This is a genomic window from Stutzerimonas xanthomarina DSM 18231 (assembly GCF_900129835.1).
Classification (GTDB): Bacteria; Pseudomonadota; Gammaproteobacteria; order Pseudomonadales; family Pseudomonadaceae; genus Stutzerimonas; species Stutzerimonas xanthomarina.
Map to the genome: position 1 here is coordinate 336,387 of NZ_FQXA01000002.1, position 21,989 is coordinate 358,375.

Genomic DNA, 21,989 nt, shown 5'->3' on the forward strand with positions numbered 1-21,989 from the left:
GGGATTTTTAGCCTGCTGCTGGGGCGTGCGTGACAGCGTTGGTTATGGCTGATCACCTGCGCAGATAAGCCGTGAAGTCGATGTCTCCCGCCGAGAGGATGGCTTGCACCCGGTTGTGCACGTTGAGCTTGCGCAGGATGGCCGAGACATGGGCCTTGACTGTGGTTTCGGCGATGTCGAGGTTGTAGGCGATCTGCTTGTTGGACTCGCCCTTGGTCATGCGTTCAAGCACCAGCAGCTGCTTGCGGGTCAGTGCCTGCAACAGCTCGGGCGGGATGCTTTGTTCGTTGTGCTGGGCGCGGCGGGTGGTGGCTTTCTGGCTGCGGATGATGTCCGAGGGCAAGTAAACATTGCCGTTGAGGATCTGCTCGATCGCATCGGTCATCTGCGCGCGTGGCGAAGACTTGGTGATGAAACCGCAGGCGCCATAGGTGATGGCCTGCAGCACGACCTGCTTGTCCTGTTCGGCCGAGACGATCACCACGGGAATGGTTGGCGCCTCATTGCGCATGTTGATCAGCCCGTTAAGGCCGTGCATGCCGGGCATGTTCAGGTCGAGCAGCACCAGATCGAGATCGTCATTCTCCAGCGTCATCGCCAACGCGCTGTCGAGGTCGGCGGTTTCGAGGATCTCGCTGCCGGGGAAGCCATCCTGGATGACGTTATGGATAGCTTCGCGAAAAAGCGGGTGGTCGTCAGCGATCAGTATCTTGTACATGGCCGGTCACCTTCATTGTTCTGATTATGGTGGGGTAGATCGGAAGAAGACCTTCGTTGTGCGCGGCTTCGAGCGACCAATGGCAGCCTGTGTGCGGCGCCTATTCGATCAGGTTCTGTTCACCGACAAGCTTGCCCAGTCCTGCGAAAGAAAACCATGGGGAAACAGTCGTGGGTTTGGACTCCATAGCGTCTGGATTTGCTACAAAGCCTGGTGGGCTCTGGCATGTCCTGTTTTCCAGTACTTCAGTCGGCCACATTACAGGGCAAAGTGCCGCAGTTTGAAATCCTACAATCGACAGGAAAACCAGCACCAAAGTAGTAGTGAACTGCTCAGGTAGACCGTCGTAGCGCAGCGTGCTGCGGATTGAAGCTGAGCACTGCAAGCAGACTGAACAACAGTGTCAGGCCGAAGCAAACCGCCAGCGCCAGCGGATTGAGACGTTCATACAGCGCATAGCGAACCAACTCCACGGCGTAGGTAAAGGGATTGAACGAGCAGATCCAGAACAGCCACTCACTGGCTTCGCGCATTTTCCACAGCGGATAGAGCGCCGATGACAGGAAAAACATCGGGAAGATGACGAAATTCATCACCCCGGCAAAGTTTTCCAGCTGCCTGATGCCGTTGGATAACAGCAATCCCAGGGCACTGAGCAGCAACGCTACTAGCAACAGCGCTGGCAGAGCCGTCAGCAGGCCTGCCGCAGGCGGCTGTACGCCATACAACCAGGCGATTAAAAGAAACGCATAGACCTGCAGCAGCGAGATCAGCGCAGTTGCCAGCAGCTTGCTCGCCAGCAGGAAGCTGCGCGGCAGAGGGCTGGTCAGCAGTACGCGCATGCTGCCCATCTCGCGGTCGTACACCATGGAGAGCGAGCCCTGCATGCCGTTGAACAGCAGGATCATGCAGGCCAGGCCCGGCACGATCCAGGTTTCGTAGGTGATATAGGTCTCGTAGGGTTCGATGATGGCGATGCCCAGAGCGGCGCGAAATCCGGCAGCGAACACCACCAGCCAGAGCAGCGGTCGCACCAGGGCGCTGAAGAACCGCGAGCGCTGCTGAACGAAGCGCAGCCACTCGCGAAACACGATGGCTCGCAGGCATTCCCAATAGGGCGTCATGGCGAGGATTCCTGAGTTGGACGTGGCCTGGGGCGTATAGCATGGCTGGAGCGCATCACGCTGGCACCGCGTTACGCGTGAGCCGGGCAAAGGTCTGCTGGAGACTGCCATCTGCGGCAGCCAGCGTATCGGCTCGACCCTGCGCGACCAGGTTTCCGCGGTTGAGGATGATCAGTTCGTCACTTGCCTGCACCTCGTCCAGCAGGTGGGTGGTCCAGAGCACACTCATGCCTTGCTCATCGCAGAGGGATCTCACGTGATCGTTGAGGTTCTGGCGGCTAGCGGGATCGAGCCCCGCACTGGCTTCATCAAGCAGCAGCAGGCTTGGCTTGTGGAGGAGGGCACGGGCAATTTCCACTCTTCGGCGATGACCGCCATTGAGTTCGCGCACCTTGCTCTTGCGGCGCTCGCCCAGTTGCTGGCGATCCAGCTCGACTTCGATGCGGTCATTGGCGACCTTGCGCGGCATGCCATGCAGGGCGGCGTGATAGCGCAGGTTCTGCTCGACACTGAGATCCAGGTCCAGCGTGCTTTGCTGGAAGACCACCCCAAGCCGCCGCAAGGCTTCGCGCGGCTGGCGACGCAGACTGAAGCCAGCCACCTGAATGTCGCCCTGCTGCAAGTCATAGAGGCGCGTCAGCAACGCGATCAGCGTCGATTTGCCTGCGCCGTTGGGGCCGAGCAGGGCGGTGAAGCCACCCGCTGCCGTGTTGAAGCTCACGTCATGTAATGCCTGACGTTTACCGTAGGCAAAGCTGACGCCCTCTACCCGCAGGGCGGTCACGGTGCTACCACCACGCCCCAGGGATAGCGGCCAACCTTGATCGACTTGATCACCTTGAGCGAGTCCACGTCGATCACCGAAACATCACCGCTGACACCATTGGTGGTCAGCAGTCGGCTCTCATCGATGTTGAATGCCATGTGCCAGACCCGGCGCCCCACCAGCAGGTAGTCGAGTACCTCGTAGGTTTTGGCATCCACGACGGCTATGTGGTTGGCCGGGCCGAGCGCGACGAAGGCGTATTTGCCGTCCGAGCTGAGTTTGATGCCGACTGGCTGGACCTTGTCGGGATGTACGCCCTTGATCTTGAAATTCAACGTCTTGATGATCTCCCGCTGCTCAACGTCAACGACGCTGACCGTCCCGCCGATTTCCGACGAGGCCCAGAGCAGCGTGCTGTCCTTGTTGAATTCCACGTGGCGCGGGCGCTGGTCGACCAGGGTGTTGTCCACCAATTGGTTGGTACTGGTGTCGATCCAGTGCAGCATGTTGGTGGTTTCGCTGGTATTTACCGCCCACTTGCCATCCGGGCTGACGCCCATGCCTTCAGGCTCGACGCCGACATCGATCTGTGCGAGCACCTCTTCGTTGTCGACATCGACCACCGTCACCAGCGCATCGTCCTCGTTGGAGATGTACAGCCACTTGTTGTTCGGGTGCAGCGCGAACTGTTCGGGGTCAGCGCCGGACGGCAGCTGTTTGATGATCTTCCGGGTCGCCAGGTCCATGACCTGCACCGTGTCCGAGTCGCTGGCGCAGATGTAGAGCAGCTTATTGTCGCGCGACAGCGTCAACCCGCGTGGACGCTGGCCAACGTCAAGCGTTTCGACCGTTTCCAGGGTATCCAGATCGATCACGCTGACGGTGTCATCCTTCTCGTTGGACACATAGGCGGTGGCGGCGAGGGCGGATGCGCTGGCGCAAGCCAGTGCACAGGAAACAGCGGCAGCAAGGAGTGTTCGGGTCATTGGAATATTCTCTTGTTTTGGTGTGAACCGCTCAACGGGCGATTTAATTTGGCGACTGTTCCATGCGCAGCAGGTATTCGTCCGCTTCGGTCTGCCCGCCTTCGGATGCCCGGCGCAGCCACATGCGCGCGGCCTTGCGGTCTTTTTTTACGCCGCGCCCTTCGGCTAATGCGGTACCCCAGTGGTAGCGGGCCAGACTTACATAGCTAGCCTCATCTGACTGATTAGCGCCGAGCTCTATGAGCGCAGCGGCTTTGTCCATATCTACCGGAACGCCCGAGCCAGATTCATACATCTGAGCCAGCCAGATCATCGAATACACGTCGTTCCAGCGCGCGATGCAGTCTTCGAATATCTGCTTGGCAGCTCCAAAGTTTCCGGTCTTGGCAGTGACATAGCCGTACATGCATTTGATTCGCTTCGGGCTGTCAATGTATGCGTCATACCCCAGCTCGCTGGCGCTCGCGGTTTGTGCCAAGCCGGCAAGAAGCAGACCGGAGACGCAGCGAGATATGGCTTTCATCGGGTCGCCTCGCTCAGCCGGCACTGGCTCTCTGGCCGATCGAAGCCCAAGGTGTCCAGCTCGCTGGTGGGGTGCAGGAAGCCATCCTGGGGCGAACTGCTGACCAGCCCTCGCGGATGCACCAGCGGAACTGGTTGCCGCAGCTGGCCGTTCCAGGGCCGGAACGTCAACTTGCGACCCTTGAACCCATCGACCGGGAGCGACTCGCTCAGCAATATTTGGCGGATTGCCAGTGGGTCCGTGGTCCCGAGCTTGGTGATTGCAGTGGCCAGGCTGCGCACACCGATCCAGGCGGCAAAGTCGCGGTCATTCATCCAGCGATTGGCATGGGTTTCGAAGCGTTTCTGCAGCTGCGCCGCGCCGTAGGTTTCGACCGTCTTGTGCCAGCCGGTCGGGGTCAGGCCCTGTGTGCCCGCAACCGGCCGCGGCAGCCAGGTGTGGTAGGGCACGTATTCGCCGAAGTCGCCGCGCTCATCAGCTACCACGACAACGTCGTACTCGCCAGCTTGAGTGAACAGCGGCATGTCGGCTTGAGCTGTGCGCCGTTGGTCGTTATCGAAGGACCAGGGCTTTTCCTCGATGATCTTGTGGCCGAAGCGCTTGGCGGCACGCTTGAGTGCCTCGGCATAGGCCTGATCCTCTTCAGTCGGCCCGCTGATCAACAGCCAGCGATTCCAGCGGCGCACGGCGAGGAACTGCCCCAGCGCGTCGGCCAACATGCTGCGGCTTGGCAGCGTATGCAGCACGTTACCCAGGCAACGAGACGTTCGCAGCTCATCATCGGGACTGCCAGCGTTGATCAGCAGACTGTCCGGCATGGCCCCGGCCAACGTTTCCAGGCTGTACGCGGGAGCGTTCACCACAAACAGGCGCACACCCTGATCATGCAGCTGCCGCGCTTCGTCCAGTAGCTGCTCTGGGGTTTCAGCCGTGACGCGGTCCAGGGTGTAGCTGTGCTTGAGAAAACGACCGGTGCTGTTGCTGTCGGTAATGGCCAGCTCGGCGCCGCTCAAGCCCGCGTCAACCGGCTCAGGTATCACATTCGATAGCAGCGGGCCTGGGTCCGGGCGGTAACCGAGGTAACCGATGCGCGCCGAGAGTTCTGGCCCCGCCGCGCCTGCAGTACTGACGAAAACTGCACAGCAGGTAAGGGCGATCAAGCAACCGGTACGATACAAAAGAGGGCGCATGGACGACTCCTATGGCGTTGCGGTCAGCATAGGAACCCTGTCGGCGCGGGGAAATATGCAGAAAGTACCAGCTGCTGTGTACCAAGGTAGTAAACCGGACCCTGACAGGCACCTCTAGGATGAAGCCATCAATAACAAAAACGAGAAGCCCCATGCCTCCATTCAAAGCGCTAACACTTCACCTCTTGCTGATCGCCAGCCTGATCGGCTTCGATCAGGTGCTTGCCGCCGGTGACCTTACCCGTCGGACACAATCGCTGCCCGATCTCAGGTTTGGCTCCGAAGAAAGCGATTACGCGGTTTCCCAGAAGGAATACCAGCTGGAAACCGGCGTCGCCTATCAACTCAAAGTCATCGCCGATGGCCAGAAAGAGTGTGCTTTTCAGGCTCCTGAGTTTTCACAGGCCATCTTCCTGCGCAAGGTCGAGGCCGGCGGTGTGGAGATCAAAGCCGTGACGCTCGTCGAGCTGGAGTTCGAAGAAGCGGGCGAGGCGGAAATTTTCTTCCTGCCGATCAAGCCCGGGCGTTTCCCTTTCTATTGCAAAGGGCTTCAGAACAAGGGCATGGAAGGGAGCTTTGTGGTCAAGTAGCACAGCAACCTGCTGCTCTTGAAGCGGACATTGAACATGTCAGCACTCTGGCGTATCAGCCTACTGGTCTCGCTGTTTTTTAGCCTGGTTGCGGCTGTCTGCTTGGCCGTACTGCTGCGTCAGGCGAGCCAAGACGTAGGCCGTGAACTGGCTGCGGCGGGTGCCGTGCTTAGCTATCTCGGCGATATAGCGAAACGCGATCCCGCTGCTCTCCAACCTGAGCTGACGCGTCATCTGCGGCATGTGCAGGTTCGCTGGTTAGGCCCGGGCGTTCCGAGCCGTGAGATCCGCCCACAGCGAAGCACCTTGCTCGAGACCCTGTTGTATCCCGCCCAGTTGCCCGCGCCCCTGACAGTACAGATGCCTGAAGGCCGGACCTTGCAATTGAGCGTAGACCCACGAGACGAAATCGAGGAGGTAGAGGATTCGCTGCTACAGCTATTGGTGTGGTTCGGCAGTGCATTATTGCTGAGTCTGCTGGCGATCCGCTGGGCTGTCAGGCCGGCGCTGGGCACGCTGAACGAGTTGCTTGCAGCCTTTGGCCAGGTTTCACAAGGCCGTCTCGATACGCGCCTGCCGAGTCATTCCCTGCTGGAGGCACAGCGGCTCTCCGGGCATTTCAACCGCATGGTCAGCGCCTTGGAGTACACCCGGCGGGAAAACGATGACCTGACGCGCTCGTTACTGGAGCTGCAGGAGCGTGAGCGCACGCAGCTTGCCCAGGCGCTGCATGACGACCTGGGGCAATACCTGGCCGGTATCCGCGCCCAGGCCTGCCTGCTACAGGCGATAAAAGACCAGCCGCAACTGGTCAGCGCAACCGCACGCAGCCTGGATGATCACTGCGAACAGTTGCAGGACGGTTTCCGCAGGCTCACGCGCGAGCTCTATCCCGTGATGCTTGATCATTTGGAATTACCCGAGGCGATACGCCTGTTGGCTGAGCAATGGCAAAGCGCGCAAGGAATCGAGGTGCGCGTGCAGATCGACCGGCGCATTCCATGCCTGGCGTTGCACGAGAAAGAACAGCTGTACCGGTTGCTGCAGGAATCTCTCACAAACGTGGCCAAGCATGCCTGCGCCAGCTTCGTGCTCATTCGCCTGCGCATGACCAGCGGTCGACTGAAGCTGCTCGTGCGTGACAACGGCAGCAGTTCCAGCGCATCCGGACGGCCCGGCATCGGACTGCGTTCGATGCATGAACGCGCGCGGGCGCTGGAGGGCCGGTTGATCGCGTCGGGGCGATCAGGTCAGGGCTGGGTGGTTTATTTGGACATTCCGATCAGGGAGTCATGCTCCAATGAAGATCCTTCTCGTTGACGATCACGCCGTGGTTCGCCAGGGCTACGCTGCGCTGTTAAGCGCTTTGCTACCTGAGGTTGAGGTCGTCGAGGCTTGCAACGGCGAGGAGGCCCTGGCCAAAGCACTGGAGGCGGCCCCAAGCCTGGTCATCATGGATGTCGGGCTACCCGGCATCAGCGGCGTCGAAACCACCCGGCGCCTGTTGCAGCGCCTGCCACAACTGCGCGTGCTGTTCTTCAGCATGCACGACGAACTACCCTTGGTGCGCCAGGCACTGGATGCCGGAGCCGCCGGCTATATCACCAAGAGTTCGTCACCGGAGGTGTTGCTGGATGCGGTACGCCGAACCTTGGCTGGTTATGCCTACATTGAACAGCCGCTGGCCACTCAATTGGCACGCAACCCGACGGCGGCCAATGCGCAGGATCCACGCTTGCAAGGAATGACTCAGCGTGAATTCGAGATCTTCGTGATGCTCGCCAAGGGCACTCCGGCGCGACTGATCGCCGAGCGGCTTTGTATCAGCGGCAAGACAGTGTCCAACTACCTGACGCTCCTCAAAAGCAAGCTGCAGGTCAGCTCCCATGCCGAGCTGGTTCATCTGGCCATCGATGCCGGTATTGTGCGGGTAGGTGATCGGGCAGCCAGTTAGCTCGGTCTGCTACGTTTGGCTCGCACCGCCTTCGCTGGTAACGGCGCTGCCTGACAATGCGATTGTAAAAACCTCGGCGCTCGCGGGCTGTCAGAGCTCGGGCATCGCGGCATCGTGTCTGATCGTCGATGCTATTCCCGTAACGGTGGCAAGCGGGCGTAAGTCCAACCCTTGATAGAGGCAATTGAGCATGATCAAAGTCAGCGTGATGTATCCCAATACCCCAGGTGCGAGGTTCGATCACGACTACTATCGCGACACGCACCTGCCGTTGCTCAAGGCCCGTATGGGCGATGCCTGTCTTTACTACACGATCGATAAGGCCATCTGCGGGCGCACTCCTGACGAGCCGGCGCCATATATCGCGATGTGTCACATTTTCAGCGAGTCGCTGGAAACCTTCCAGGCCGGTATTGCTCCTCATGCCGAGGAGATCGTTGCGGACATTGCCAATTACACCGACCTAACGCCTGCCCGGCAGATCAGCGAGGTAGTGGTAGGGCACTGACAGTTGCTTGGACGGTACCGGGCATCGCCATGACCCGGTTGCGTCCGCAGTCTTTGGCCAAATACAGCTGTCGGTCAGCCTGCTGCATGAGGCCGTCCAGGTCACTGGCTTGTGAGGGAAAATGCACGACGCCGATCGACATGGTCAGGTGCAGCAGGCCGGCACGCGTCTCCAACGGTTGATCCGCGAACCGTTCGCAGAGATGCGCCAGCTTTCCCAAGGCTTCGGCCGGCTGAGTAGACGGCAGTATCAGCAAAAATTCCTCACCTCCGATACGAAAGACCGCATCGGTGGTGCGCAATCCGTCCAACAGAAATGCAGCCACAGCTTTCAACGCATCATCGCCAACTGCGTGACCATGGGTGTCGTTCAGCCGCTTGAAATGATCCAGGTCGACCATCGCCAATGCGATAGGCGCATCATCACGCTGTGCTCGGGCTGCCTCGCGGGCAAAGAATTCTTCCAGATAACGACGGTTGTAGAGGTCGGTCAGTGGATCGCGAAGTGCCTGGTCCTGCAGGGTTTTGTGAAGGCTGGAAATGGTCGCCAACTGCTGTTCGCTCAATGCCAGCGCTTCGGCCAGCTGCTGCTGGCTGCGTTGAAATTCGGTGATATCACGCAGGTAAAGCATTTGCCCAAGGGTCACCGTTCCTTCGCGCGTCGAGCGACAAATCGCGCGGACACGTACTTCGAAATGCTGTTGCCGTGTCTCGACGCTTATCAGCTGCGGTGTGTCACCAAGTTCCGCCTGCTGCACCATGCCGTCCAACGTACTGCCGATATGAGGCCATTGCGCCAATGCGCAGCCATGCCAGCCCTTTTTCAGGTTCGCCATGCCGAGTGCGGACGGGTTGGCCTCGATCACGCGGCGTTGTGGGTCGATCACTAACACCGGGTCCATCAGCGCATCGAGCAGCAGATGGCGTGCCACCGGCAACAGATCGAACAGACGCAGCCCGCTGATCAACCAGCCGAAACCCGCTACGGTCAATGCGAAGCTGAACGGCGTTGGGTCGAAGCCGAACAGGGTCCAGCCAAAAGCGACGTAGCTGATATTGGCGGCCCAGGGAATCGTGGTCAGTATCAGGAAAACCAGATAGTGCCGTCGGTGCAGGCCGCTGCTGAGCGCCACTGCACGTAGCGTGATACCAATGCAGAAAATCATGAAGGGATAGCCGTAAGCCGCGGCCAGATAGAACAATGGGCCATGCTGGTAGACGATCGGCGCGTTGGGTTCCGATGAGATTGGCGCGCTGGCCGAACCGTAGAACAGAAAATGCCAGGGGTTGCTCAGCGCCAGCAGCCAGAACAGTGCAGGCATCACCATCAATCCCGTCACGGCGAGCGGCTTAAGCGGGCTACGGACGCTGTTGACGTACTGCCAGAGAAACACCGACCAGAACGTCGGCACGCCGAGAATGGCGGGCCAGGCCATGCCTGCCCAGAACATCTTACAACTCTGCTGGTGCACGCTCATTTCCAGCGCGGCAACGCCGAGCCACCAGAGGATCGCCAGGTGCATCAGGCTGAAAGCGGAACTGCCGGCGAATTGCTGCTGATGGCGAAGCCAGCGAGCCAATAACGCGACGCCGAGGCCAACCAGCAGAGTCATCAGCACGGGGGCTGAAAAACTCCAGCCTGAAATCAAACAGGCCGACATCGGGCCGTCCTCTGACAAGTCGATACGTACGTCAATGCGCATTTTGAGCGGCGAAGATACCTGAAAGCGGAATACCTGACATGAATCCTTGTAGTGGCCTTGTGCTTGGCCATTCGCGCTCTAACAGTCCGCAGGCAACCGGGGTGAACTTACAAAGGCCAGGTTCTTCGAACACGTTGAATCTTTGATGACGGGAGCAATACGTCCGCCCTATGGTTTTTCTAGTCTTGGGAATCCTGCTTTTCCTGATCACGGCAACAGATATCACCAAAACCACGCTGTCGACGCGAGGTGGCGGGACTATCACCAATACCGTCTCCAAAAGCGTATGGCGTTTTTTCTTCGCCTTAGCGGGTCGGCGAGAGGAAGCGAAGCTGCTTGAGTATGCAGGCCAGTGCGTGCTGCTGTTGGTCCTGCTGACCTGGATTGCCTGCCTATGGGTTAGCTTGTTTTTGATGCTTGCGTCGGACCCGGCCTCGGTGATCAACGGCACGACCAAGGCGGCCGCGGACTCCTAGGAAACCTTCTACTACGCCGGCTTCACGCTTTCGACCTTAGGCGTAGGCGACTACGCAGCATCCGGCGACGGCTGGCGGGTGCTGACCAGTGCAGCGGCGTTCTGCGGCCTGACCTTGATCACGGCTGCGATCACCTACATCGTTCCGGTACTTTCGGCTGTCAGCCTGAAAAAAACCAGCTCAGTCTGCTCATCAGCAGCATGGGACGGACGCCACAGGAGATCTTGGTCAACAGTTGGAACGGGTCTGATTTTTCACGTTTTTATGACAATGCCAGCGAAATACGGCAGATGCTGGCGAGCACACCCTCAACCATCACGCCTATCCGGTGATCCGCTGTTTCCATAACAATCAGGCAGAGAAGAACGTGATTCCCGCTGTGGCGAGCCTGAACGAGGTGCTGCTCCTACTCGAAGGGGTCGCTGAACCACCATCTCGAGATGCAACGATCCAAGTACCTCGACCAGGTGGACAGGCCCGTCCAGCTGCCAATCATCGACGTCTCATCCCTGAGAGAAGCCGGAATACCGCTTAAACCGGGCGTGGAAGAATCACTCAATACGCCTGAGCGCCGTCGGTTGTTGGGCGCGTTACTGGAAGCAGATGGCTGGGGATGGCATCACGTTTACCGGCGCGACTGACGAGCCGGGGCGTCAATCGCAACGCTCCGATGGCCTACAGGTCAATGTCCCGGGGGCCGGGCGTCATGACCCCTGATAGGCTCGAACGGCTATCGCCTGAACCTATTTTGGTCACGCTGAAGCTGCCATCGGTCTCCAGCACGACTGCTTCAACCTCATTGATCGCTGAAAGACCGCTGGAGCGTATCGCCGAGCAGACTTCATCTTCAGTGACCCGAGCCACCCGCATCGCACTGCTGAGCATCTGCCCTTGATATAGCAGCAGTGCCGGTTCGCCAGTGACCAGCTTGCGTACCCAACCGACCCTTACACTGGACCAGGTAACCAGGTACTGCAATCCGATAAGAAGCGCCAATGCGAGGGTGCCTTCGGCGAGCGATACATCGCGGTTCAGCAAAATGGTAGCGAACGTCGACCCTAGGGCTACCGTGACAATCAGGTCGAATGCGTTCATCTTGGAGAGCGTACGGCGGCCGGAAATACGCAACAGTACGATCAGGTTGATATAAGCCAGGATGCCAATGACCAGGGTGCGAACCAGTGTCGACCAGCCGCTGAAAAAACATGCCTTCCACATCTGTCTCCTTTTGCGTCTGCAGTTGGTAGACGCCATCAAGATGGATGGGTTGCAGGTTAAGGGCGAGCAAGAGGGCATTCCTTCGCATCGACCAAGCACGTTGTCAGCTGTCCAGTCTTTTGGCCGGGACGATGCGGTCTTGCAGACCGCGTTCGGCGTCGTCGCCTAAAGCAAGGAATACTCTGAGTGCGGCGTAGGCATCGTTTGCTGCGTACAGCCGCTGCGCATCGGTAAGGGAACGGTTGCTCCAGTTCGACGTGGATACGCTGCGCGATTTGCTCACTCGCATACCCAATACGGTCGCAACCGCGCCGCGTAGTCCGACTTGTCCCTTTTTGCCCTGGTAGCGCAGCGTTGTGCCCAGATCGATGAAGTGCCGCATCTCGATATGCAGGCGATTGCGCAATCGACTGCGGTCGCTGCTCAACCCGAATCCCACCTTCAACACCCGATCTGACTGGAGCACTGCGCTGACGGCTTCACTGCAGCCATCCGAGCCGACCTTGAATAGGTAGGCTTTCTCGGGGCTGGCAAACTGAATCAAATGCGGCCCCGTCGATACTTCACCCACCTTGAAGGTCGGTTTGGATTCGGTATCGAAGCCGACCTGAGGCCAACCGAGAAGCTCGTCCCTGGCTTGGCTGAAGGCTTCGGGTGTTTCGGGCGTAACGATCTGATCGAGTTGCAGGCCATCAAAGGGGGGCAGGACGTCCAGTTCGACGACCTGTGGAATGCGGATGAGGGGCATGAGAGGTTCCGGCAAGCGCAGACTTGAACGACAGGCTGCAGTGGCGTCGTTGATGCACGCGAGACTAGCGCACAACGTTCCGGACGCATATCTGGATGCGTATCCCTTACTTCTCCCAATCCATTGGGCAATCGATGCAGCTGTCCATATTGGTGCCTTGAAAGGTTGCATAGTGACGGCGTGCCCCGGTCAGGGTGGCCTCTGCGAGATTGGCATCGTTGAACTTGCCCTCTTGCAGGTTCGCGTCGGTCAGCGTTGCGCGTGCGAGATCGGCCTTGCTGAGCCAGGTCATTTCAAGGTTGGCGGCGGTTAGATTTGCGCCCTGCATCTTCGCCCCGCTCAAACGCGCAAACTCAAGGTTTGCGGCGGTCAGGTTGGCCCCGTTGAAGCGAGCGGCCTGAGCGAACAGGCCCCATCCCTGAATCGCCACCAGGTGCGCATTGGTGAGATCAGCCACCCGCAGGTTGGCTTGTTGCAGGCTGGCGCGGGTGAAGGTGGCGCCGGTTAGATCTGCCTTTTCCAGATTGGCCAGATCGAGATTGGCGTGACGCAGGTTGGCACCGGACAGATTGGCACCGGCCAGGTCCATCTTGCGCATGTCCTGATTGCTCAGGTCGGCGTTACGGAGGTCGGCGTTGCGGCACTTGCCTTCCGGCTGGATAACGCAGCCATTGATGACTGTTGGTTGATGGCCATCAGCGAGGAGGGACGTGCTGGCGAGCAATGCAAGGGGCAGCAAAAGAAGAGTCGGGTTCATGGCAGTTCCGTATTTGAAGGGGAAAGAAGAGCCGACGCGTGACGGGTCGGTGAACCGGAGAGCGCCAACCCTTGCGGTTCAACCGAGTTGACTACGCCAGCTGTCCGACGCGGGATACTGCGCCGCATCACGACGCAGCCTCTACTTAGCGTTTGGCGGTCTGCTTGTCCCAGCTCGGGATCCGGAACACCCAGAACGAGCCGCCTTGCGCAACAGGCTTGGTCAGCGCTGCCATGTCACCACCCCACAGCGGCACGGCGCCACCGTAGCCGACGGTCACTCCGATGAATTGCTCACCGTCCTGCTGCCAGGTGATGGGCGGGGCGATGATTCCGCTGCCGGTCTGGAATTTCCACAGCTCTTCGCCGGTTTTGGCGTTGAAGGCTTTCAGGTAGCCGTCGCCAGTCCCGGTGAATACCAGATTGCCTTGGGTGGCAAGCACACCCGCCCAGAGCGGCAGCGGTTCCTTGTGTTCCCAAGCGACCTTGCCCGTGGTGGGATCCATGGCGCGAAGAATGCCGACGTGATCGTCGTACATGCGCTTGATGCGAAAGCCCTGACCGAGATAGGCATTACCCTTCTTGTAGCTGACCTCTTCGGTCCAGTAGTCCTCTTTCCAATGGTTGGCCGGGACGTAGAACAGTCCGGTGTCCTGGCTGTACGCCATGGGATTCCAGTTTTTGCCGCCGAGAAATGGCGGCGAAACTTCTACTGACTTGCCACGCGCTTCGCCTGGCTCGGGCATCGGTGGACGCTGGCCTTCGTTCTCGACGGGTCGTCCGGTCTTCAGGTCGATGTGGCTGGCCCAGGTAATGTTGTCGACGAACGGAAACGCATTCTGCAGCTTGCCATCTTCGCGATCGACCACGTAGAAGAAGCCATTGCGATCGGCGTGGGCCGTCGCCTTGACGGTTTTTCCATCCTTGTCTTTGTAATCGAACAGCACCAGCTCGTTGTTTCCGGAGAAATCCCAGGCATCGTTGGGCGTGTGCTGATAGAACCACTTTACTTCCCCGGTGGTGGCATCGACACCGACTTGCCCAGAGGTATAGAGGCTGTCGTAGTCTTTCGGCTCTCCGCCATCAGCGGTGCGCGCCCAACCGTTCCAGGGCGCGGGGTTTCCCGCACCAACGATGATGGTGTTGGTCTCGGCATCGAAGCTCGCACTCTGCCAAGGCGCGCCGCCACCCTGGCTCCAGGCCTCTTTCTTGCCGGTGGGTGAACTGGGGTCATCAGGCCAGGAGGGCGCCTTGACGTCCCCGGTCGGTGTGCTGTCTTTGCCGTTGAGTCGACCCACATGGCCCTCGACGAAGGGACGCATCCAGACCTCCTCGCCGGTATCTGGATCGCGGGCGAACAGCTTGCCGACAACGCCAAATTCGTCGCCGGAGCTGCCATGAATCAACAGCACCTTGCCGCTTTTCTGATCCTTGATCAGGGTTGGTGCGCCGGTCATAGTGTAGCCCGCGCCGTGATCACCGAACTTCTTCTTCCAGACGACCTTGCCGGTGTCCTTGTTCAGCGCGACTACCTGCGCATCCAGCGTGCCGAAGTAGATCTTGTCACCATAAATCGCCGCACCTCGGTTGACGACGTCACAGCAGGGTCGGATATCCGCAGGCAACCGGTGTGCGTAGCTCCAAAGCCGTTTGCCTGTGCGCGAATCGAGCGCGAACACGCGCGAGTAAGAACCTGTCACATAGATCACACCGTCATGCACGATGGCCTGGGATTCCTGTCCCCGCTGCTTCTCGTCACCAAAGGAAAAGGACCAGGCTGGCGTCAATTTGAAGACGTTTTCATCATTCACCTGATTCAGCGGGCTCCAGCGCTGGGCATTGGTGCCCAGGCCGTACTGCAATACGTTGTCGGTCGAAAGATGGTCGTTGGCGATGTCGTCCCAGGTGACGGTCTTGGCGTCTGCCAAGCCGCTGAGTGAGAGACCGCCAATCAGAACGGCTATGGCGAGGGGGCGTTTGCTGCCCAGGGGGGCTGTTGTTGTCATGGTTGGTTTCCCTTGGTCGATTCGGACGGGGCCAACCGCTCGCTGCGCAGCGAGAGGCTGGTCCGGCGATTCGATTATTGGGACGACGCAGCGACAGCTGATACGGAAAAGCTCCCGCTGATTCAGGGAAAACTTCCCAATCCGCCTGTGTTTTCGACCTGCTACCTGGGTGCTGTGCCGGTGTCGCACGAGTCCCTACTACCAAGGGAGGAGAATCCGACAACCAAAGCAGGATTCTGCCATCCGGGCGCAATGCCCAAGATGACCACCATGCGCTCCAACTGGGGCTGCCTTGCTCAGGTATTCGAACTCAACGGTGGTAGTCATGAATAACAAAACTGAACTGCGCGCGCTCTTTGCTGCTGGTCTGCTCGGCTTCGCCGGCTTTGCCTTCGCCCACGGTGACGTCACGCCGCAGAAGGTGGAAACCAAGGGGTTGTCCCCGCTGGGTGAAGAGTGGGTCGATGAAAACCCATACCGGGCGCCCAGTGAAGACCATGACAGGGCAGTTGAAATTGGCTCATCGGCCTACAACCAGAACTGCGCCCGCTGCCATGGCCTTGAGGCAATTTCTGGCGGCATCGCACCGGATCTGCGTGAACTGGAAGCCAGCTATGACGGCGACGAATGGTACAAGGAGCGCGTAATCAACGGTGCTGTTCGCGATGGCGCCGTCTACATGCCGCGCATGGCCGATTATCTCAGCCAGGAAGCGCTATGGGCCATCCGTACCTACATCGAAAGCGAAGCTGCCAAGCGGTGACTACGATGCGCCAGTTGCTTGCGGGGCTCTGCTTGTGGATGGTTTGCGCGCTGGTACAGGCGGAGGTGGTCAAGGTGCGCGCGTTCGATGACATCATCGATTCGGGCGTGCTCAAGGTGGCGATGTACGAAAACTTCCCGCCCTACAGCTTCATGGCCGATGGCAAGCCGCGCGGGGTCGATTTCGAGCTCGCGCAAAAACTGGCGTCCAAACTCGGGCTGAAGGTCGAGGTATTGTGGGTAAGGCCAGACGAGACACTGGATGACGACCTGCGCAACTTCATCTGGAAAGGGCATTACCTGCGACCGAACGTACTGGCCGATGTGATGATGCGCGTGCCTTACGACCGCGAGTTTTCCTACAAGCAGAACGAGCTGGGCGAGCTGATCAACGAGCTGGTGGTCATGTTTGGCCCGTACCAGCGTGAGCGCTGGCAGTCTGCCTATGACGATCGCCGGCTTGAAGATCTCTCCAGTGTCGCCGTGTTCCGTTACCACCCGGTCGGGGTGGAAGTGGAAAGCGTCCCCTCGTTCTATTTGTCATCGGTATTCAACGGCAGCATTGCCAAGATGCTGCATCACTACCCAACGGCTCAGGCCGCTTTCGCAGCGATGCAGGCTGGGGAAGTTGACGCGACCATGGCCATGCGCGGCGAGATCGACTGGATGCTGGGGCAAGCCAAGGACAGTCATCTTAAACCTGCAGAAAACGCCTATCCGAACATGGGCAAGCAGGTATGGGAGCTGGGTATGGCCGTGCACGAATCCAATCGGCAACTGGCCTATGCGCTTGAGGGTGAGCTGGAAGGCTTGATGAAGGACGGTGCGGTTGAGGCTATCTATGCCGATTACGGGCTGCGCTATGAATTGCCCGAGCTGTACCAGGTGCAGCTTGGCGAGAACTGATCACCGTTCTATCCCGCAGCCAGCCGATGCCTGCGAATTCTGTTTGTTGGCGCCGGGCAGAGTTCGCATGTCCTGATTCGTCCGTCCGTCCGTCCGATCGCCAGTCTAGTCCGCTGGCCCTGCATGACCGCAGGCCTGCATCCGTGGATGCCGGAAAAACCACACGGCCAGCGGCGTAGCGAGTGCAACCACAACCCAGCCCAGCAAACTGATCGCAACGGGCAGTCCGTAGTGGTCAGCGACCCAGCCGACGCCGAGCAACGGCACGATGCTGCCAACGTAGCCGCACACCAGGTAGGTTGAAATTAGCCCCGAACGTTCGGCGGGGCTGGCGATACGGTTGACCATGCTGATACCGGCCAACAGGCACATGCCATGGCCCGCCGCAGCAGCGCAGACACCGATGATGAATACCAGCGACGAGCCGGCCGTGAAGTTGAGCACGAGCATCGCGTTGCTCAATACCACCGACAACAGGCCGAGCAGCCCGCACCAGCGCAGACTCATCCTCGCGCAGGCCAGTTGCATCATGGCGGAAGCCAGCAGAATGACACCGATGGACGTGCCGCTCACTATCGGGCCATGCCAGGGCAGCATTTTCTCCAAGAACAGCGGCGCCATCGACGCGTAGATGCCGAACACGCCAAAGGCAAAAAAAGGGCAGGCGCAGGTCAGCAGAAACGCCAGCGAGTCCTGGCGCGCAGCCCAGGCCAACCGCGGAATAAATGTACGTAAACCTAAAGGTGCTGCTGCGCTGAACTCCGGGTGCGGCTTGAGCTGCACCCGCAGCAAGGCGTAGACGGCCAGCACGCCCAGGATCAGCGTCGGGATATAGGTCGTTATCAGCGGCTGCGCAAACCATTGGCCCGTGACGCCGCCGGTAAGCGGGCCGAGGCCGAAGCCAAAGGCGAGCAGGAAGCTGGTGATCATCGATATTCGCTGCGATGCGCCGTCACGGGAAATCTGCACCAGACCCACCGATGCGCTGGTCACCATCAGGCTGGAAGAAAGGCCGACTGCAAAACGGCCGATGTTGAGGCTAGGCAGGTTCCACGCGAGCATCGTCACCAGGGTCCCGGCCCAGCCAAGCAGCAGGCCGGTAAGCATGACCTTGCGAAAGCCCAGGGTGTCGGACAGGCGGCCCATGAACAACAGCCCGAACAGCGCACCCGCCATATAGATGATGTAAATCAGCGAAATATCGCTGGTACGGAGCTGCCACGCCTGCTGATACAACGGGTACAGCGGAGAGATGAGCGCTGTGCCCATGACGCCGACGCACATGGCGAAGCACACCCAGGTAAACGGGGACCATGTTTGTTTCATTGAAAGAACCCAGCTTGACAAAAGAATGGCGTCATCCGTATTGCCTAGCGTGGCGGGATGACGCCTTGATCATTAGGCGCCTACTGTATCGGCTCGGCGTGATCTCCGCGCAGTCATTCGTTCCGTGATTAACAACCCATTGGGCCAGGCGCGCCGACCCGCAGCCCTCTCGGCGGCAGACGGCACGGCGCTATCGCTAGCGCAAGGTCAGCTCGTCACCGCGCTCCTCCTGCCAATCATCGAAGCTCGGAGCTGCCGCTTCGCCGTCCATGCGATGGATGATGTTGAAATAATCCTGTTTGAACCTGTCCTGCATGATTTCATTCCGCGGCCGGATCCGCACCGCATAGATGCTCTGCACGTTCTGATGGTCGAAGCTGCGCCAATATTGTTCGTCCTTGAGCAGGCTATAGCGGTGGTCTTCAAGCGCCTTGATGACTTTCTCACTGTTCAGACTGCCTGCACGCTGTCCGGCCGCAGCCCATTGCTGAACGATGGCGTAGGCGGACGCGGCGGTACTGTCCGGGTAGCGCTGATGCTGTGCGATAAAGGCATCGACGAAGGCCTGGCCCTGTTCGCTTTTGACCAGGGCCGGGACGCGCCAGGTCCAGGCTGCCGTGCCAATGACGTGCTCCATTACCTGCGGGCCTGCCTGCTCGACAATGCTGCCGGTCAGATTGGGCACGATGATCTGCATCCGCTGGTCGAGCTTGAGGTCATGCGCCAGACGCATGGTCTGCACCAGATCCTGGCCGAGCAGGATGACGACTAAGACATCTGCGTCGCTGGCTGCGGCCTTTTTCAGCGCGGCGAGATACTCCTCATGATGTGCACCTCTGGCACTGATCCGCGAGAAGCCGTGGCGCGCTCGGTCACGGCTGCGAGTGGCTTCGCGCAGTGCCTGTTCCATGCTGCGGCCCCAGGTGTCGTCGAGGCTGAGGTAGTGATAGCGGCGATTCGGCAGATGCCAGCTGAGGTACTCGCCAAGCACCCGAGCACTCATCCAGGCGTTGTTGGTTTCGCGGAACAGATAACGCTGGCCATCGTGTCCGGTGATTGCGTTCGCATACCCCAGCGTGGGGAAGAACAGCATGCCCAGCTCGCGGGCGCGCTGGCCGGCAGCCACGGCTTCCTCGCTAGTAGCTCCGCCAAAGGCCATCGCGACGCCTTGGGCCGCAAATTTATCGATGTTGGCCCGCGCCTTCTGTTCGCGGGCGGCCGAGTTGCGGCTGATCAGCTCGAGCGGCCGGCCCAGCACGCCGCCCTGTCGGTTGATGGTTTCGATGGCGAGGAGGGCGCCGCGGCGCAGCTCAAGGCCTTCGCTCTTATAGTTACCGGTGCTTGGGTAATTCAGGCCCAGGCGAATTGGCTGGGCGGCGTTGGCGGTGGCAGCCAATGCCAACAGGAAGTTGCAGATCATGAGGCGGCGCATGGCTCGTGTCCTTGTGAGCGGAGGGGCATCCGTTGTAAGCCTCGAACTCGGCGCGAGGAATTGTCTTTTCGGGCACACCGGCTTCAACTTCGGTGCCGGTGTGGTAGCCCGGTTTGTCCGTCAGGATGCAAGGATGACGGGGTTTGCGCGGAGTATTGCTACCAAGGGAGGAGGAAAATCGGTACTGCGTGTAATTGTTGCAGGAGCGGCAAGATCCAAGAATCGCTACTAGACCGGGAAAACTTCCCGGCGACGATAACAATGAACCCGCAGAGGTAGCCGCAATGAAGCACACCGGTCTTCGCAAGCCCTTCGCCCTGACAGCGCTTTGCGCCGCCATGGCAGTGTCCAGCGTGTCGGCATGGGCAGTCACCGATCAGGAAATTCTCGATGACGCCAAGTCCACCGATCAGATCGTTACCAACGGCCTGGGGCTGCAAGGCCAGCGCTACAGCACCCTGGATGCCCTGAACACCGAGAACGTCACTCAGCTGCGCCCGGTCTGGGGCTTTTCCTTAGGGGGCGAAAAGCAACGCGGCCAGGAAGCGCAGCCGCTGATCAAAGATGGTGTGATGTACCTCACCGGCTCCTACTCGCGCGTATTTGCGGTCGACGCCCGTACCGGCAAGGAACTGTGGCAGTACGACGCCCGCCTGCCGGATGGCATCATGCCTTGCTGTGACGTGATCAACCGTGGCGTGGCGCTGTATGACGACCTGGTTATCTTCGGCACGCTGGATGCCAAGTTGGTCGCGCTGAACAAGGACACCGGCAAGGTCGTCTGGAAAAAGACCGTCGCTGACTACAAGGCTGGCTACTCGATTTCTGCCGCGCCGATGGTGGTAAAAGGCAAGTTGATCACTGGCCTGGCCGGCGGTGAGTTCGGCGTAGTTGGCATGATCCAGGCGTTCAACCCAAAGAATGGCGAGCTGCTGTGGACCCGTCCGACCGTCGAAGGTCACATGGGCTACGTGATGAAGGATGGCAAAAAGGTCGAAAACGGCATCTCTGGCGGCGAAGCCGGTAAAACCTGGCCGGGCGATCTTTGGAAGACCGGCGGTGCCGCGCCTTGGCTGGGTGGCTACTACGATCCGGACACCGATTCGCTGCTGTTCGGTACCGGCAACCCCTCACCGTGGAACTCGCACCTTCGCCCCGGTGACAACCTGTATTCCTCCTCGCGCCTGGCGCTCGATCCGGACGACGGCTCGATCAAATGGCATTTCCAGTCCACGCCCCATGACGGCTGGGACTATGACGGTGTGAACGAACTGATCTCCTTCGATTACAAGGAAAACGGCAAGACCGTGAAGGCAGCGGGTACAGCGGACCGTAACGGCTTCTTCTATGTGCTAGATCGCACCAACGGCAAGTTCATTCGCGGCTTCCCGTTCGTGGACAAGATCACCTGGGCCAAGGGGCTGGACAAGGATGGCCGACCGATCTACGACGACGCCCACCGTCCTGGCGCACCAGGAGAGGCCGACAAGGGCAAGACTGTCACCGTGGCGCCATCATTCCTCGGCGGCAAGAACTGGATGCCAATGGCCTACAGCCAGGACACCGGACTGTTCTACGTTCCGTCCAACGAGTGGGCGATGGACATCTGGAACGAAGGCGTCGCTTACAAGAAGGGTGCAGCCTATCTGGGTGCCGGCTTCACCATCCATCCGCTGAACGAGGAGTACATTGGCGTGCTGCGCGCCATTGATCCGAAAACCGGCAAGGAAGTCTGGCGTTACGAGAACTACGCGCCGCTATGGGGTGGTGTGCTGGCCACCAAGGGCAATCTAGTGTTCACCGGCAACCCGGAAGGGTTCCTGATGGCGTTCAATGCCAAGACGGGAGAGAAGGTCTACGAGTTCAACACTGGCTCCGGCGTGATCGGTTCTCCGGTTACCTGGGAAATGGATGGCGAACAGTACGTTTCGGTCCTCTCCGGCTGGGGCGGCGCTGTACCGCTCTGGGGCGGCGAAGTCGCCAAGCGCGTCAAAGACTTCAACCAGGGCGGCATGGTCTGGACCTTCAAACTGCCGAAGGAGCAAGTCGTAGCCAAGCGTTGATCTAGGCTCCAAGCGAAGGGCCGGCTTATAGCCGGCCTTTTGCGTTTATGGGGGTCGAGTAATTCGCACGGATGCTGCCGGTGAGTCAGTTCGTGGGTACGCTTCGACATTGTTAGACGAGGATGCCTTAGCCAAATCTCGGCGTTTCACAGGGATGTCGATCAGGCGGTGCACCTGTGTAATGACGGACTCGCTTGGAGTCAGAGCACTCAACAAGCCTTGCTTCGGGTGCTTG

General features: G+C 59.6%; 22 protein-coding genes and 1 pseudogene. 10 read left to right on the forward strand and 13 right to left on the reverse strand.

What is annotated here, in order from left to right; translation table 11 throughout:
* Positions 1-52 precede the first annotated feature (52 nt).
* The 6 genes from BUE09_RS05845 to BUE09_RS05870 all read right to left on the reverse strand — a co-directional run bounded on the left by BUE09_RS05845 (position 53) and on the right by BUE09_RS05870 (position 5,307).
* A complete protein-coding gene (locus BUE09_RS05845) occupies positions 53-718 on the reverse strand; it encodes a response regulator transcription factor (RefSeq protein ID WP_073299761.1) in 666 nt (221 codons plus the stop codon).
* A 332-nt stretch (positions 719-1,050) separates the two neighbouring features.
* On the reverse strand, positions 1,051-1,842 hold the full coding sequence (locus BUE09_RS05850) for an ABC transporter permease (RefSeq protein ID WP_073299762.1): 792 nt from the start codon (positions 1,840-1,842) through the stop codon (positions 1,051-1,053).
* 55 nt (positions 1,843-1,897) lie between these two features.
* Entirely contained in the window at positions 1,898-2,626 is a 729-nt protein-coding gene (locus BUE09_RS05855) for an ABC transporter ATP-binding protein (RefSeq protein ID WP_073299763.1), read from the reverse strand.
* Positions 2,623-3,594 carry a YVTN family beta-propeller repeat protein gene (locus BUE09_RS05860; RefSeq protein ID WP_073299764.1) on the reverse strand — a complete coding sequence of 324 codons (972 nt, stop codon included), beginning with the start codon at positions 3,592-3,594 and terminating at the stop codon, positions 2,623-2,625. The genes BUE09_RS05855 and BUE09_RS05860 overlap by 4 nt, the downstream gene beginning before the upstream one ends.
* Before the next feature lie 43 nt (positions 3,595-3,637).
* Positions 3,638-4,117 (reverse strand): tetratricopeptide repeat protein, encoded by a 480-nt coding sequence (locus BUE09_RS05865; RefSeq protein WP_073299765.1) that lies wholly within the window; start codon positions 4,115-4,117, stop codon positions 3,638-3,640.
* On the reverse strand, positions 4,114-5,307 hold the full coding sequence (locus BUE09_RS05870) for an ABC transporter substrate-binding protein (protein WP_073299766.1): 1,194 nt from the start codon (positions 5,305-5,307) through the stop codon (positions 4,114-4,116). Before BUE09_RS05870 ends, BUE09_RS05865 begins: the two co-directional genes overlap by 4 nt.
* Positions 5,308-5,459: 152 nt before the next feature.
* Here BUE09_RS05870 and BUE09_RS05875 point away from each other — a divergent pair, with 152 nt between their 5' ends.
* From BUE09_RS05875 to BUE09_RS05890, 4 genes are all read left to right on the forward strand, one after another.
* Positions 5,460-5,897: a cupredoxin domain-containing protein gene (locus BUE09_RS05875; protein WP_019339031.1), complete on the forward strand. Its 438-nt coding sequence runs from the start codon at positions 5,460-5,462 to the stop codon at positions 5,895-5,897.
* Between the two features lie 36 nt (positions 5,898-5,933).
* Positions 5,934-7,217, forward strand: coding sequence for a sensor histidine kinase (locus BUE09_RS05880; RefSeq protein ID WP_073299767.1), 1,284 nt, complete (start codon positions 5,934-5,936; stop codon positions 7,215-7,217).
* A complete protein-coding gene (locus BUE09_RS05885) occupies positions 7,198-7,851 on the forward strand; it encodes a response regulator (protein WP_073299768.1) in 654 nt (217 codons plus the stop codon). Before BUE09_RS05880 ends, BUE09_RS05885 begins: the two co-directional genes overlap by 20 nt.
* Positions 7,852-8,041: 190 nt before the next feature.
* Positions 8,042-8,359 (forward strand): EthD family reductase, encoded by a 318-nt coding sequence (locus BUE09_RS05890; protein WP_073299769.1) that lies wholly within the window; start codon positions 8,042-8,044, stop codon positions 8,357-8,359.
* On the opposite strand, the gene BUE09_RS05895 is transcribed toward BUE09_RS05890, so the two are convergent.
* Positions 8,334-9,971 (reverse strand): histidine kinase N-terminal 7TM domain-containing diguanylate cyclase, encoded by a 1,638-nt coding sequence (locus tag BUE09_RS05895; protein ID WP_341864711.1) that lies wholly within the window; start codon positions 9,969-9,971, stop codon positions 8,334-8,336. The genes BUE09_RS05890 and BUE09_RS05895 overlap by 26 nt on opposite strands.
* 275 nt (positions 9,972-10,246) lie before the next feature.
* Here BUE09_RS05895 and BUE09_RS20450 point away from each other — a divergent pair, with 275 nt between their 5' ends.
* A complete protein-coding gene (locus BUE09_RS20450; RefSeq protein ID WP_197675229.1) occupies positions 10,247-10,537 on the forward strand; it encodes a hypothetical protein in 291 nt (96 codons plus the stop codon).
* Between the two features lie 63 nt (positions 10,538-10,600).
* Positions 10,601-10,885, forward strand: a pseudogene (locus BUE09_RS20835) (hypothetical protein); the annotation flags it as partial.
* 327 nt (positions 10,886-11,212) lie between these two features.
* On the opposite strand, the gene BUE09_RS05910 reads toward BUE09_RS20835, so the two are convergent.
* From BUE09_RS05910 to exaA, 4 genes are all read right to left on the reverse strand, one after another.
* Positions 11,213-11,755, reverse strand: coding sequence for a DUF421 domain-containing protein (locus BUE09_RS05910; protein ID WP_073299773.1), 543 nt, complete (start codon positions 11,753-11,755; stop codon positions 11,213-11,215).
* Positions 11,756-11,858: 103 nt separating this feature from the next.
* The gene (locus BUE09_RS05915) at positions 11,859-12,503 is read right to left on the reverse strand and encodes a 3'-5' exonuclease (RefSeq protein ID WP_073299774.1); all 645 of its coding nucleotides are present in this window, start codon (positions 12,501-12,503) and stop codon (positions 11,859-11,861) included.
* Positions 12,504-12,609: 106 nt separating this feature from the next.
* On the reverse strand, positions 12,610-13,260 hold the full coding sequence (locus BUE09_RS05920) for a pentapeptide repeat-containing protein (protein ID WP_073299775.1): 651 nt from the start codon (positions 13,258-13,260) through the stop codon (positions 12,610-12,612).
* A 145-nt stretch (positions 13,261-13,405) separates the two neighbouring features.
* Complete coding sequence (gene exaA, locus BUE09_RS05925) at positions 13,406-15,265, reverse strand: quinoprotein ethanol dehydrogenase (RefSeq protein ID WP_073299776.1); 1,860 nt, start codon at positions 15,263-15,265, stop codon at positions 13,406-13,408.
* 12 nt (positions 15,266-15,277) lie between these two features.
* Between exaA and BUE09_RS20080 the strand changes: the two genes are divergently transcribed.
* The 3 genes from BUE09_RS20080 to BUE09_RS05935 are packed head-to-tail and all read left to right on the forward strand — an operon-like array spanning position 15,278 to position 16,933.
* A complete protein-coding gene (locus tag BUE09_RS20080; protein WP_143164627.1) occupies positions 15,278-15,598 on the forward strand; it encodes a hypothetical protein in 321 nt (106 codons plus the stop codon).
* Positions 15,591-16,028 (forward strand): cytochrome c-550 PedF, encoded by a 438-nt coding sequence (pedF, locus tag BUE09_RS05930; protein ID WP_045427171.1) that lies wholly within the window; start codon positions 15,591-15,593, stop codon positions 16,026-16,028. Before BUE09_RS20080 ends, pedF begins: the two co-directional genes overlap by 8 nt.
* Positions 16,029-16,033: 5 nt before the next feature.
* A complete protein-coding gene (locus BUE09_RS05935; RefSeq protein WP_073299777.1) occupies positions 16,034-16,933 on the forward strand; it encodes a substrate-binding periplasmic protein in 900 nt (299 codons plus the stop codon).
* Positions 16,934-17,038: 105 nt separating this feature from the next.
* On the opposite strand, the gene BUE09_RS05940 is transcribed toward BUE09_RS05935, so the two are convergent.
* Complete coding sequence (locus BUE09_RS05940; protein ID WP_073299778.1) at positions 17,039-18,259, reverse strand: MFS transporter; 1,221 nt, start codon at positions 18,257-18,259, stop codon at positions 17,039-17,041.
* Positions 18,260-18,455: 196 nt separating this feature from the next.
* Entirely contained in the window at positions 18,456-19,691 is a 1,236-nt protein-coding gene (locus tag BUE09_RS05945) for an ABC transporter substrate-binding protein (RefSeq protein WP_073299779.1), read from the reverse strand.
* Between the two features lie 284 nt (positions 19,692-19,975).
* On the opposite strand from BUE09_RS05945, the gene BUE09_RS05950 reads away from it, so the two are divergent.
* Complete coding sequence (locus BUE09_RS05950; RefSeq protein ID WP_073299780.1) at positions 19,976-21,754, forward strand: PQQ-dependent methanol/ethanol family dehydrogenase; 1,779 nt, start codon at positions 19,976-19,978, stop codon at positions 21,752-21,754.
* Positions 21,755-21,989 lie beyond the last annotated feature (235 nt).

Excerpts from the sequence above, each read along its gene's own strand:
- BUE09_RS05845 (WP_073299761.1), bottom strand. The coding sequence starts at position 718 with ATGTACAAGATACTGATCGCTGACGACCACCCGCTTTTTCGCGAAGCT.
- BUE09_RS05850 (WP_073299762.1), bottom strand. The coding sequence starts at position 1,842 with ATGACGCCCTATTGGGAATGCCTGCGAGCCATCGTGTTTCGCGAGTGG.
- BUE09_RS05860 (WP_073299764.1), bottom strand. The coding sequence starts at position 3,594 with ATGACCCGAACACTCCTTGCTGCCGCTGTTTCCTGTGCACTGGCTTGC.
- BUE09_RS05865 (WP_073299765.1), bottom strand. The coding sequence starts at position 4,117 with ATGAAAGCCATATCTCGCTGCGTCTCCGGTCTGCTTCTTGCCGGCTTG.
- BUE09_RS05870 (WP_073299766.1), bottom strand. The coding sequence starts at position 5,307 with ATGCGCCCTCTTTTGTATCGTACCGGTTGCTTGATCGCCCTTACCTGC.
- BUE09_RS05875 (WP_019339031.1), top strand. The coding sequence starts at position 5,460 with ATGCCTCCATTCAAAGCGCTAACACTTCACCTCTTGCTGATCGCCAGC.
- BUE09_RS05880 (WP_073299767.1), top strand. The coding sequence starts at position 5,934 with ATGTCAGCACTCTGGCGTATCAGCCTACTGGTCTCGCTGTTTTTTAGC.
- BUE09_RS05885 (WP_073299768.1), top strand. The coding sequence starts at position 7,198 with ATGAAGATCCTTCTCGTTGACGATCACGCCGTGGTTCGCCAGGGCTAC.
- BUE09_RS05890 (WP_073299769.1), top strand. The coding sequence starts at position 8,042 with ATGATCAAAGTCAGCGTGATGTATCCCAATACCCCAGGTGCGAGGTTC.
- BUE09_RS05895 (WP_341864711.1), bottom strand. The coding sequence starts at position 9,971 with ATGACTCTGCTGGTTGGCCTCGGCGTCGCGTTATTGGCTCGCTGGCTT.
- BUE09_RS05910 (WP_073299773.1), bottom strand. The coding sequence starts at position 11,755 with ATGTGGAAGGCATGTTTTTTCAGCGGCTGGTCGACACTGGTTCGCACC.
- BUE09_RS05915 (WP_073299774.1), bottom strand. The coding sequence starts at position 12,503 with ATGCCCCTCATCCGCATTCCACAGGTCGTCGAACTGGACGTCCTGCCC.
- BUE09_RS05920 (WP_073299775.1), bottom strand. The coding sequence starts at position 13,260 with ATGAACCCGACTCTTCTTTTGCTGCCCCTTGCATTGCTCGCCAGCACG.
- exaA (WP_073299776.1), bottom strand. The coding sequence starts at position 15,265 with ATGACAACAACAGCCCCCCTGGGCAGCAAACGCCCCCTCGCCATAGCC.
- pedF (WP_045427171.1), top strand. The coding sequence starts at position 15,591 with ATGAATAACAAAACTGAACTGCGCGCGCTCTTTGCTGCTGGTCTGCTC.
- BUE09_RS05935 (WP_073299777.1), top strand. The coding sequence starts at position 16,034 with ATGCGCCAGTTGCTTGCGGGGCTCTGCTTGTGGATGGTTTGCGCGCTG.
- BUE09_RS05940 (WP_073299778.1), bottom strand. The coding sequence starts at position 18,259 with ATGAAACAAACATGGTCCCCGTTTACCTGGGTGTGCTTCGCCATGTGC.
- BUE09_RS05945 (WP_073299779.1), bottom strand. The coding sequence starts at position 19,691 with ATGCGCCGCCTCATGATCTGCAACTTCCTGTTGGCATTGGCTGCCACC.
- BUE09_RS05950 (WP_073299780.1), top strand. The coding sequence starts at position 19,976 with ATGAAGCACACCGGTCTTCGCAAGCCCTTCGCCCTGACAGCGCTTTGC.